This window comes from candidate division WOR-3 bacterium (assembly GCA_039804165.1).
Taxonomy (GTDB): Bacteria; Hydrothermota; UBA3072; order UBA3072; family UBA3072; genus JAFGHJ01.
Map to the genome: position 1 here is coordinate 49,409 of JBDRZZ010000006.1, position 12,055 is coordinate 61,463.

Consider the following 12,055-nt stretch of genomic DNA (forward strand, 5'->3'; position numbering starts at 1 on the left):
CAGATGGTGGAAAGGAGGAAATTTGCAAAGGATTATAGCTTATTAATTAAAGAGTTTGATATTCCATGTTGTTTCTTAGATAAAGAAGGAAGATTTCTTTATTTTAATTCAGCTTGTAAAAAACTTTTTGGTGTTTCAACTCTTAAGAATAAAAATTTAAAAGAATTTATCTCTCCTTCGTTTTCTGACTCCTTGAGAGAATGGACAGAAGGAAAGGCTATTATATGTGAAGGAGAAATTTCTGTGAAAGGGAAAAAGAAATTTGTTCGTCTTTTACCTTCTTTAAAGTATGATAAAAAAAACAATTATATTGGAGCTCTTGTTATTTTTGAAGATCTTGGGGAGAAAAAAATAGAAGAATTGAAAGAAAAAACCAAAAAACTTGAAGAGGATATTTTTATTAAGAATGAATTATTATCCAATCTTCTTGATAACATTCCGGATAATATTTATTTCAAAGACAAGAAAAGTCGTTTTATTGCTGTGAGTAAGGCGCTCGCAAAATGGGTTAAGGCTAAGAGTCCTGAGGAAATGATTGGTAAAACAGATTTTGATTACTTTACAAAAGAACACGCAGAGCCTGCCTTTAAAGACGAACAAAAAGTTATGAGAACAGGCAAACCCATTATTGGTAAAATTGAAAAAGAAACTCATCTTGATGGGCGAGTAACATGGGTTTCTACAACAAAAATCCCAAGATACGATAAAGAGGGTAATATAATAGGGACTCTTGGCATTTCAAGAGATGTGACTGAAGAGGTGAAGATGCGAGAGAAACTAAGAGAAAGTGAGGAAAGAAATAAGGCGATTCTTTCTGCATTACCAGATCTTCTGTTTCAGGTTAAAAAAGATGGGACTTTTCTTTCTTATTTTGCTCCAAATGAAGAGCTGCTTTACGCTAAACCAAGAGATTTCTTAAATAAAAAAATTAAAGATTTGCTTCCAGAGAAAATTGCTTCTCTTGCTATGAAGGGAATAAAAGAGGTTCTAAAAAAAGGTAAGGTTTTTAGGTTTGAATATGAACTCCCGCTAAAAGGAGTATTAAAAAATTGGGAGGCAAGAATAGCAAAATGTAGTGAAGAAAGTGTTATTATCCTTGTAAGAGATGTTACTGAAATAAAGGAAGCGGAAAAGGAAGTTGCAAAGTTGACCGATCTTATAAGACAATCTTCTGATGGAATCTTTAGAATGAATAAAGAGATGCGGATTGATTATATGAATGAAGCTGCTAAGAGTTTATTTGGATATTCTTTTTCTGAACTTAAGGATAAAACTCTTGAAGTTTTAATTGCAGAACCTGAAGCTATGGAGATTCAGAAAGAGATTTTTGATTTTGTTTCAAAGGGAAGAATATATTCCAAGGATCACTTAAGTATAAAAAAAGATGGTTCTATATTTTTTGCCAGATTTAGGATTATACCACTTTTTGAGGTGAATGGTGAAATTTATGGATATATGGCATCAATTATAGATATTTCAGAGGAGAAAAAAGCACAAGAAGAACTTTTCTTTAGAAAGAATTTATTAGATTCCCTTTTGGAAAACATACCTGATGAGATATTTTTTAAAGACAGAGATTCTCGTTTCTTAGAGGTTAGCGTCTCTAAAGCTAAGAAGCTTGGTGTTTCTAAAGAAGAAATAATTGGAAAGACAGATTTTTCTTTTTTTGAAGAAGAAGTTGCTGAAAAATATTTTAGAGAAGAACAGGAAATGATGAGGAATAAACAACCTATCTTTGGAGGAATTGGGAAAAGAATTGATGAGAACGGAAAAGTTCACTGGATTTCTTATTCAAAAGTTCCAAGGTATGATGAGGAAGGGAATGTTATTGGTCTTATAGGGATTTGTAGGGATATTACTGAGCTTAAAGAGAAGGAAGAGGAATTAAGAAAAGAACACGAACTTTTGTCTAACACTTTGGAATCAATGGAGGAAGGAGTTCTTGTTTTAGATAAAGATTTCAATTTTACCTATTGGAATAAAGAAATGGAGAGAATTACAGGGATGAAAAGAGAGGAGGTTTTAAAAAGTGGGAAGAAACCTTGGGAGTTATTTCCTAACCTGAAAGATGTTAAAGTGGATGAGATGATGAGAGAAGCTATGGAAGGAAAGGTGGTTAAAAAAACGCAAATTCCTTATAAGAGAAATGATAATAAGAGGATTTTTACCTCGGAGATGTATCTGCCTCTTAGAGATCCAAAAGGAGAGATTTATGGAATTATTGGTGTGGTCCGAGACATCACAAAAGAAATAGAGGTGGAGGAATCCTTAAGAGAATCAGAGGAAAAATACAGGATTCTTGTAGAAAGTAGCAAGGATGGGGTTTTTATTTGTAGAAATGGGAGATTTCTTTTTGTTAATAATCGCTTATCGGAAATCCTTAAATATAAGAAAGAAGAACTTTATGCGATGGAAATTTGGGATGTAATTATAGAAGAGGAACGAGATTTAATTAAGGAGATGGGGAGGAGGAAAGAAAAAGGAGAAGAAATTCCTGATGTTTATGAGGTTAATGTGATTACAAAGGATGAGAATATACGGCTTTGTGAACTTTCTTTAAAAAAGATAAAATATCAGGGAGAAGAATCCTTTATGGGTGTTCTAAGAGATATCACAGAGTATAGAGATATGGAAAGAGAAAGGGAGAAGGCGGATAGACTTGAATCTCTTGGTATTCTTGCTGGGGGAATTGCTCACGACTTTAATAATTTTCTTACAGGAATTCTTGGGAATATTTCTCTTGCAAAGCTTCATTTAAGCCCTGATAGTGAAGTTTATGAGATATTAGAAGAATCGGAGAAGGCCGCTCAAAGCGCTAAGAGTTTGACCCAGCAACTTTTAACTTTCTCAAAAGGAGGTGTTCCTGTAAAAGGAGAAGTAGACATTGAAGATTTAGTAAAGAGCTCTGCAAATTTTGTCACAAGCGGATCTAATGTTAAATGTAAATTTGAGTTTCAAAAAGAGCTTTGGTTTGTAAGTGGAGATAAAGGACAACTTAATCAGGTTTTTAACAACATAATTTTAAATGCAATCCAAGCAATGCCTGAGGGCGGGATCATAACAATTAGAGGAAAGAATTTAGAACTTTCAAAGAGTTCTTCTTTACCTCTTCCTTCTGGTAAATATGTAGTGGTAGAGGTTCAAGATACGGGGGTTGGGATTCCTCAAAATATATTGCCAAGAATATTTGATCCTTTCTTTACGACAAAACAAAAGGGAAGTGGCCTTGGCCTTTCAACAGTGTTTTCTATAGTTAAAAGACACGAGGGATTTGTAACTGTGGAATCGGAGGTGGGGAAAGGGAGCACTTTTTATGTTTATTTACCTGCTAAGGTAAAAACAAAGGAAACCTTGGAGGAACCTGAAGAAAAAGAGCTCCAAAAGGGGAAAGGGAAAGTTTTAATAATGGATGATAAGAACTTTATAAGAAAGTCTGCGGTTAGAGCCTTAGAGTTGGGTGGATATGAAGTTGAAGATAGTTCTGATGGGATTGAGACAATTAGACTGTATAAAAAAGCATTGAATGAGGGGAAACCTTTCGATGTGGTGATTTTAGATTTAACAATCCCTGGAGGAATTGGAGGAGAAGCTACTCTTCATAGGTTAAAAGAGATTGACCCAAAAGTTAAGGCTATAGTGTCAAGTGGATATGCTGAAGATCCTATAATGGCTGAATATAAAAGATATGGTTTTAAAGCAGTTGTTCGGAAACCCTATAAATATGAAGAACTTTTAGAGGTTGTTAAAAAAGTAATAGAGGAAAAATCATAACATTATTCAAAAAATTACCTCTTGACTTTCCTTTTTTATTTTTTAATATTTTTTATTAAGCGGGCATAGCTCAGCTGGAAGAGTACGAGCTTCCCAAGCTCGGGGTCGCGGGTTCAAATCCCGTTGCCCGCTCTTTTTTAATTTTATGGAAAAAGCCCTTTTTAGAGTAGAAACTAAAGATAAAGCTGCCCGGTGTGGTGTAATAAAAACAAAAAGAGGAAAGATAAATACACCTGCTTTTATGCCTGTTGCGACTTTGGGAGATATAAAAACTCTCCCAATTTGGGATATAAAGAAGTTAGAGATACAAATTTTTATTACAAATACCTATCATCTTTATATTAGACCTGGAGAAGAGATAATTGATAAATTGGGAGGTCTTCATTCTTTTATAGGATGGGATGGACCAATTGCTATTGACTCAGGAGGATTTCAAATTTATTCCCTATCGCCCAAGATAAAGATTCAAGAAGATGGAATTCTTTTTTCTTCTTTTGTGGATGGGACAACTCTTAGATTTACTCCTGAGAAGGTTATTGATTTAGAGGTTAAATTTGGAGCGGATCTCTTATTACCTTTGGACGAGTGCGTTGGATATCCGATAGGAAGAGGTTATGCAAAGGAAGCAATGGAGAGAACTAATAGATGGGCAGAAAAATCTCTTTTTCATTTTAGAACTCTTGATTCTCAAGCTCTTCTTTTTGGAATTGTTCAAGGTTCTACATATCTTGATTTGAGGAAAGAAGCCGCTTATTTTTTAAGAGAACTTGATTTTGATGGTTATGCTATTGGAGGGCTTGTCGTTGGGGAAGCGGAGGAGCAGACAAGGGAAGTGATTAGTGCTACAGTTCCTATTTTGCCTGAGGAGAAACCAAGATATGTAATGGGTGTGGGAAAGGTGGAGGATATTTTGTGGGCTGTTGGCGAAGGGGTTGACCTTTTTGACTGTGTGATACCAACAAGAAATGCAAGGACAGGGACCGTTTACACTTGGGAAGGTAAAATTAATCTTAAAAATTCTCTATTTAAGGATGATTCAGCGCCTATTTCAGAAGGATGTAAATGTCTCACCTGCCTTCATTATTCAAAAGCTTATCTTCGTCATCTTTTTAATACAGAGGAACTTCTTGGAAAGTATCTTGCAACACTTCATAATATATCATTTTATATGGAATTGATGAAGAAGATAAGAGAGAAAATTACTCAAGGAACTTTTTTTGGTTGGAGAGACGAAGTTTTAAGTAATTTTAAAGGAGGTTTTGATGATGAGAGTAATTGAAGTTATGTTGTGTCTTTTTTCTTCAGCTCCTAAGGAAGGAGTAAAGGGAAATCCTGGAGCTTGTGGAGATGGTCTGTCTCCTCTTTTATTTATGGTGATTATCTTCGCGATTTTCTACTTCCTTTTTATAAGGCCCTCACAGATCCAACAGAAAAAACACAAAGAGATGATTAACTCTTTACAGAAAGGAGATAAGGTGATTACTTCTTGTGGAATTCATGGGAGGATAACTCAGATTAAAGACACAACTGTTAAGCTGAAAGTGGATGAGAAAACAGAGATTGAGCTTGAGAAAAATATGATAAGAGTGGTTTTGAAAAAAGAGGATTAGTGAAAGTAATATTTTTTGGAAGTTCCTCTTTTTCTACAATTATTCTTGAAGCCCTCATCTCGGAAGGGATTGAAGTTCCTCTTGTTGTAACAAAAGCTCCTAAAGAAAAAGGAAGGGGGAGAAAAAAAACTCCAACACCTGTGGGAGTTTTTGCTAGAGATTTATCTCTTAATCTTATTGAAACGGACAATCCAAATTCTTCTTGGGTGGAGAATATGATTAAAGATACTAAAGTTGATACCTTTGTTCTTGCTTCATATGGAGCTATTTTGAAGGAAAATATTATAAAAATCGCAAGATACCCCCTTAATATACACCCTTCTCTTTTGCCCAAGTATAGAGGAGCAGCTCCTGTGGCAAGAGCCTTGATGAATGGAGAAAAAAAAACAGGTTTTACCATCTTTTTAATGAATCCGGAGGTAGATAAAGGAGAAATTGTGATGGCAAAAGAAGTTCCTATAGAACCTCTTGAAGTGCGAAGTGAATTGGAAACAAGGCTCTTTAAGGAAGCGAGAGAACCTATATTGTATATTCTTAAAGAAATAGAGAGGGGGGTGAAGCTTAAAACCTATCTTCAAAATGAAAGTGAAGCAAGTTATGCCCCTAAGATAAAGAAAGAGGAATGCAAAATAGATTGGAGAGAGAAAGCTGTTTTGGTTGAGGGTAAAGTAAGGGGTCTCTCTTATACTCCAGGGGCTTTTTGTATTTTTAGAGGGAAAAGTCTAAAACTTCTTAGAGCTAAAAGCTTAGAAGGTTATAAAAATGATTTTTCTCCTGGAGAAATAATTGAAGCGAAAAGGGGTATTATTGTTAAGTGTGGAGAAGGAGCAATCGAAGTTTTGGAACTTCAACTTCAGGGGAGAAATAAAATGGACGCAATATCTTTTATAAATGGTTATCATATAAAATCTGGAGAGCGCTTAGGATGAATGGTTAAAACATTCTTTATTCTCATATCTTTTGGCTTTAATTGGTATGATGTTACTGTTGATTCAAAGGGGCGGATATTTCTTCTTTCTATGGAAGATAGAATTGTAAGAGATTTAAAAGGAGATTTTAGTTTTCCCATTGAATCAATGTTTGCCCCAAATGCTATTTCTGCATCATCTTTTTCAATCTGGGTTACTTCTATTTCAGAGAAAAAGAGTCAGAGGTATTCATTATGGGGCGAACTTATTGGAGAAATTAATATAGGAGGTTTTGATATTGATGTGGATGAAAAAAGAGTTCTTATTGCGGGAGAAAAATCTTATTTAATTGATTTAAGTTCCGGAATTAACTTCATAATATCACACAAAGAGATGAAACGATGTGCTCTTTTTAAGGATTCACTATTTCTTTATGGAAAAGACACAATTTATATTTTTGATAAAAAAGGAATCTTGAAAAGAAAAAAATTTATTCCTCAAGTTAAAGATATCTGTCTTTATAATAAAGAGCTTTGTTTTCTTTTTGAAGATTCTTTAATTATTGGGGAAACAATTGTTCCTGTATTTAAAGGGAAAAGAGTAGAGGGAAAAGACTCATTTATTTCTATTCTTACAGATACAGGAGTTGTTTATTATCCCTCTAAAAAGCAATAATTTTTATATAGACTTGACAAAATTAAATTTCTTTTTAGTTTTTGAAATGAGTTGGTTGATGATGAGTTATCTTTTAGACAATGAAATCCGAGGAAATAATGGATGAGAAGGTTTTATATACTTTAAACTATGGAGTATATTTGATATCCACAAAATTTCAAGATAAAATTAATGGACAGATAGCAAATGTTGTTTTTCAGGTGACTTCAGAGCCACCTAAGATTGCAATTTGTCTTAATAAAAAAAATCTCACGCATTTGATGATTCTTAATAGCGGAATTTTTAATGTCTCTATTCTTGGAAGAAGCTGTAATATGAAATTTATAGGGAAGTTTGGTTTTAAGAGCGGAAGAGATATTAATAAATTTGAAGATGTCAATTACATTATTGGAAAGAATGGAGCTCCAATAGTTAAGGATTTTTCTGTGGCTTATCTTGAGTGTGAGGTAGAGAAAATGTTGGATGTTGGGACGCATTCTCTTTTTATAGGAAAAGTTACTGAGGGAAATTTTTTGAATGAAGATACTCCCCTTACTTATTCCTATTATCATTCAGAACTAAAAGGAAAGGAGCCGGAGAATGCTCCAACATTTGTAAAAAAAAGAAAGGAGTGAGGAATGGATAGATACGAATGTACAATCTGTGGGTATATTTATGATCCAGTAGAAGGAGATCCTGAAAATGGGGTTGCCCCTGGAACACCATTTAGAAGTCTCCCTTTAGATTGGGTTTGTCCTGTTTGCGGAGCTTCCAAAGAGGATTTTGAGAGGATCGAAGAGGAGGAAGAAATTTAAGTTAGCTTTGTCTGGTTTAATGTAAAATAAATATTGTGTTTTAAAATGTGGGTAATTTTTTTAGCTTTTATGCTAAAGGATACAAGTTATGTAAAGAGAGAACTATTAAAATCAGACTCTTTATATTTGGAGAGTTATAAAGATGAAGCTCTTTTTGATAAAGCAGAGAAGATTGTTGATTCTCTTTTGTTGAATTCAAAAATATTAGTGGATGAAATCTTATGGAGGAAAGCTCATTTTTGTTTTGAGAGAGGATACGCTCTTAAGGAAATTTCAAGAAAAAAAGAATGGTATAAAAAAGGGGAAGAGTTTGCAAGGCTTGCAATTAAAAACAATCCAAATAATCCAGAGGCCCATTTTTGGTTTGCTATAAATAAGGGAGCCATTGGTAAGTTGAATGGTGTTTTACATTCCCTTTTTATGATTGGAGATCTTAAAAAAGAAGCAGAGAGAATAATAGAGCTTAAGCCTGATCATCCAGGAGCTCATATAATTATTGGAGAAATTTATAAATCTCTGCCAGAAATTTTTGGGGGCGATAAAAATAAGGCTTTAGATGAGTTTAAATTGGCCATTGAAAAGGATTCTCTTTATACAGCTAGTTATATAAGCCTTGCAGAAACTTATAAAGAGATAGGGGATAGCTCAAAAGCGAAAGAAACTCTTTATAAGTTATTATCTCTTAAAAATTCTCGGGATATAAGAAGATTTAATTTATATGAAATAAAAGAAGCTAAAGAATTATTGAGACAAATAAAGTAAAAATATTTAAATTTTTATTCTTATAACTTTCACGTTACCGCTTTTATCCAGGCCTCTAATTGCAATATTTTCCTCTTTTTTATGAACTTTGAATTGGAATTTTTCTTTCATTTCATCAAAAAGTCCATCCAAAGCTTTAGCATTTTTCCAGTGATATTCCTGTGTGATTTTTGTAGTGTATTTAGCACCAATTATTGGAGAAAGTTCGTCAGAAATAATTCCTGAAACTACCACACTATCTCCAATATATTTTTTTTCTATTTCTTTTATCTCTGGTGGGGTTTGATCGACCAAAAAAGAGGTGATTTTTTCTGCTTTAAGGGGTTGAGTTTGATCTATATTGTCCTTTGCAACTAATTTAACATAATAATTCCCATCAGGATAAGCAGAGATGTTTATAAAATAACTGTTATTGGTTAAGTCCTCTTTTATTTTCTCCCATGTTTTGGAATCAGAAGAGATATAAAGATCAAATAACAGACGATCTTGTTCAGGATCTCTTGCCTCCCAATAAAAACAGAGAAGCCCTTCTGGAATGAAAAAAGCCTCTTCTGGGATAAAAAAACCCATTTTTCTAAGGCGCTCTTTTTCTTCCTGTGAGATATTTGACCCCCCAAAGGGAAAGTTTTCGGTTCCTCTCCCGCTTCCAACTCTAGGTGGAAGGGCAGTTAATTTTTCTATTTGGGGAGGGGAGTTCTGTTTACCATAAGAAATTTGAACTTTCTTTAAGCTTGAACTCTTCCTTTTTAAAACTGCTTTCCACTGAATAAAAGGGGTTTTTATTGAAATACTATTTTCAATTTTTTCCCATTTACTCCAAGAGGAATCAACTTCTTTTTTATTTCCCCCTCTTATGAAAAAGCTAATATCTCCTTTTCCTTCATAGTTTAAATTTCCCCATACGACAGGATATCCTCCTTTAAACACCGAAGAAATATACTCTCCTTCTTTTACCATCTTGTTTTTTATTTTATAAACTTTGGCAGGATATCCAGTTCCAATCCAAAGTTCCCCATCAATACTTTTAAGAGTTGTGATCCTTGATTCTTCCAAATCTAAAATTATTTTAAGATCATCTTTATGGAACTCTCCGATTTGTCCATCTTCTCCTTCTCCAGCATAAAAGGTTCCCCCAGATTCTTCTCCACACAATATGGGAGTTCCTTTGTAGACTTCGTATTCCATATTATTAATAAAAAACTTTATTTCCCCTATGTTTTCTTTTTCTGTTTGGGAAAGGCCTGAAACACATAAAGTTTCTCCTATAAATCCAAGTCCGTTTATTTCCTCAAGCTGGGGATCATAATAGACCTTCAAGATAGAATCTTTCTCTAATTTATATATAACTCCAGGATTTGCAGTTCCAAGGAATAATTCATCTCCCTTTTTGAATATTTTTGTAACAGAGGTTGCCTCTACTTTGAAAACCTCCTTGAAATTTCTATTCTCCAATTTGAAGACTTTGCCAAAGGGGCCTGTTCCAAATAGAAGCTTTCCTTTAAAATCAGAGATAGAAAAAACGTTTTCTGCTGGAATTGACAATGAGTCTATTATTTTAGAACCTTTTATAAAAAAAGTCTTTCCTAAAGGAGAAAGCCCAACGATTAGAGTATTGCCTTTCCCTGAAAGAGAAATCATTGCTCCTTCTCTATTCAAAATTGTGTCTTTTTTCCCGGTCTCAGAAATTCTGACAACCATTCCAAGATCAGATATACCTAAATAGAGATCTTTGTCTATCTTTACTATGCTTGATATAAATCCGCTGCTTTCCCAAGGTAATGTATCTATTTCCTTTCCAAGATATATAGAGTCTCTGGAAATAACTGTGCCTTTTGGAATACCTTTATAAAGGGAATCTCCTTCGTAAATCCATAGATAAGCCATAGAGATTAAAGAAAGAAACATTTTACCTCCTAATTTCTATTGAGAGGGAGCTTTCTCCTTCAAGAGGTCCGTCAAATTTTATTTTTTCTTCTTTAATTAAATACATTTCACTTTGGGTAACTCTTTTTCTTTTTTCCATTATATTTCTTAAACTAGGCGGAAGGCTTTTAAATTCTCCTGCCTCTGTATTTAAAGAAACTCCTTTTTTATAGAAACAGAGAATTAGTTCATCTGGAGCAGGAAGTGAATTTATAAATTCTCTCCATTTTGAGAAGGAGTTAAACTGAAAATTTAAAGGAGCTCTTTCTAATTCATAATATAAATATTCATTTCTTCCAGAAACTTTAATTAAAAGATCCGAAGGAGCGTCTGGAGCTATGAAGCTAAAGTTAACTGTTGTATCTGATTTGCGAAACCTCGTTAGTCTCACGCTTAAATTAATTGTGTCTCCTAATTTGAAATTTTTCTTTTTAATAAGAAGATCTTTTATGATGTATTCTTTTATTTCGGGGAAAATAGAAAGGTCTACTAAAATAGAATCAATTTTAACATTTTCAAGATTATTCTCTTGAATTTGTAGAAAAATTTCCCTTGAAAACTTATATAAATCATATTGGACTTGAGTCCCGCTAATAGCAAAAGGAACTTTAATATCTCCTTTAGAAGTCCAAATTTTGAAATTTCCTAAAGTGGTGGCATCTCCAAATAATCCTTTATTTTCAATCCAGTTTGAAAGGAGAATAAAAGGAGAAACGAGAGGGAAAATACTCTTTTCGGATGCGACTTTATATTTCTTTTGAATTTCTCCGAATTTGATCTTGTAATCAATCATAGGGGGTGTTTCTCCAATTATAGCTTTTATTCCCGAATTACCATCAAAGATTACTTTTCCAATTATCTCCCCTGGTATAGCAAAATTGAAAGAACGATAATAAGAGGGTAGATAACTTAAAACTTCTCCTCCACAGAATGGAAGTTCAGTAAAACCAACCCCATAAGCTGAGTGTCCAAAAGCAAAGATTGTATCTCCCACTATTTCAGTTATTGTTCCTATTGCAGAGATATTCCCGTCGCCTGAAACAATAGTGATTCCGCACACACCTCCTGGAGTTAAATTAGCGACTTTTGTTTTACCTCCACTAAATGGTTGAGAGATAGAAAAATTAAAAGGCAAAGAATCCAGGAAGGGAAGAGAGGAAGCAGGGAATCCATAAACAGTAAGAATGGGTTTTATAGGAGAGAAAGTTGAAGAGCCAAGTGTTTTTTTTATAGTCATTTTTTTCATTTCCGTAAAAGGAGTAATTCCACAAATTGGTTCTTTTGAGAATGCCCATCCAGAAGCAATTGCTCCTAAGAGTTTCCCTTCTATATAAACAGGACTTCCACTCATACCTGCTACAATTCCTGCTTCTTCTACAATTTTTCCTTTTAATTTTGCAATAATCATTTCACCACTTCCAGCCTCTCCAGGAATCTTGCCTAAAATTTCAACTTCAAGAGTGTCTATTTTCTTTCCCCCAAAAGAACTTAGGGCAATTCCCTTCATCCCTTTCTCTACTTTTTGAGGATTTATAAATTCAAAAGCTTCGATAATTTGAAACAGTAAGGTTATAGTTAACATATTAGAAAAAACAATAAAATTTAATTAATT

General features: G+C 33.7%; 10 protein-coding genes and 1 tRNA gene. 9 read left to right on the plus strand and 2 right to left on the minus strand.

Annotation, left to right across the window (positions count from 1 at the left end):
• Positions 1 to 3: 3 nt before the first annotated feature.
• From ABIN61_03855 to ABIN61_03895, 9 genes are all read left to right on the plus strand, one after another.
• Positions 4 to 3,771, plus strand: a complete 3,768-nt coding sequence (locus ABIN61_03855) for a PAS domain S-box protein (protein ID MEO0293343.1) — start codon at positions 4 to 6, stop codon at positions 3,769 to 3,771.
• Positions 3,772 to 3,830: 59 nt separating this feature from the next.
• Positions 3,831 to 3,903 (plus strand) — tRNA-Gly (locus ABIN61_03860).
• 13 nt (positions 3,904 to 3,916) lie between these two features.
• The gene (gene tgt / locus ABIN61_03865) at positions 3,917 to 5,050 is read left to right on the plus strand and encodes a tRNA guanosine(34) transglycosylase Tgt (GenBank protein ID MEO0293344.1); all 1,134 of its coding nucleotides are present in this window, start codon (positions 3,917 to 3,919) and stop codon (positions 5,048 to 5,050) included.
• A complete protein-coding gene (gene yajC / locus ABIN61_03870) occupies positions 5,034 to 5,381 on the plus strand; it encodes a preprotein translocase subunit YajC (protein MEO0293345.1) in 348 nt (115 codons plus the stop codon). Before tgt ends, yajC begins: the two co-directional genes overlap by 17 nt.
• Positions 5,381 to 6,310: a methionyl-tRNA formyltransferase gene (fmt, locus tag ABIN61_03875; GenBank protein ID MEO0293346.1), complete on the plus strand. Its 930-nt coding sequence runs from the start codon at positions 5,381 to 5,383 to the stop codon at positions 6,308 to 6,310. The genes yajC and fmt overlap by 1 nt, the downstream gene beginning before the upstream one ends.
• Positions 6,311 to 6,964: a hypothetical protein gene (locus tag ABIN61_03880; protein MEO0293347.1), complete on the plus strand. Its 654-nt coding sequence runs from the start codon at positions 6,311 to 6,313 to the stop codon at positions 6,962 to 6,964.
• A gap of 80 nt (positions 6,965 to 7,044) precedes the next feature.
• On the plus strand, positions 7,045 to 7,578 hold the full coding sequence (locus ABIN61_03885) for a flavin reductase family protein (GenBank protein MEO0293348.1): 534 nt from the start codon (positions 7,045 to 7,047) through the stop codon (positions 7,576 to 7,578).
• A 3-nt stretch (positions 7,579 to 7,581) separates the two neighbouring features.
• Complete coding sequence (gene rd, locus ABIN61_03890) at positions 7,582 to 7,758, plus strand: rubredoxin (protein ID MEO0293349.1); 177 nt, start codon at positions 7,582 to 7,584, stop codon at positions 7,756 to 7,758.
• A gap of 45 nt (positions 7,759 to 7,803) precedes the next feature.
• Positions 7,804 to 8,520 carry a hypothetical protein gene (locus ABIN61_03895; GenBank protein MEO0293350.1) on the plus strand — a complete coding sequence of 239 codons (717 nt, stop codon included), beginning with the start codon at positions 7,804 to 7,806 and terminating at the stop codon, positions 8,518 to 8,520.
• Between the two features lie 6 nt (positions 8,521 to 8,526).
• Here ABIN61_03895 and ABIN61_03900 read toward each other — a convergent pair whose 3' ends face one another.
• Together ABIN61_03900 and ABIN61_03905 are read right to left on the minus strand one after the other, a co-directional pair.
• Positions 8,527 to 10,425: a hypothetical protein gene (locus tag ABIN61_03900; protein MEO0293351.1), complete on the minus strand. Its 1,899-nt coding sequence runs from the start codon at positions 10,423 to 10,425 to the stop codon at positions 8,527 to 8,529.
• Between the two features lies 1 nt (position 10,426).
• Complete coding sequence (locus ABIN61_03905; GenBank protein MEO0293352.1) at positions 10,427 to 12,025, minus strand: SpoIVB peptidase S55 domain-containing protein; 1,599 nt, start codon at positions 12,023 to 12,025, stop codon at positions 10,427 to 10,429.
• Positions 12,026 to 12,055: the final 30 nt, after the last annotated feature.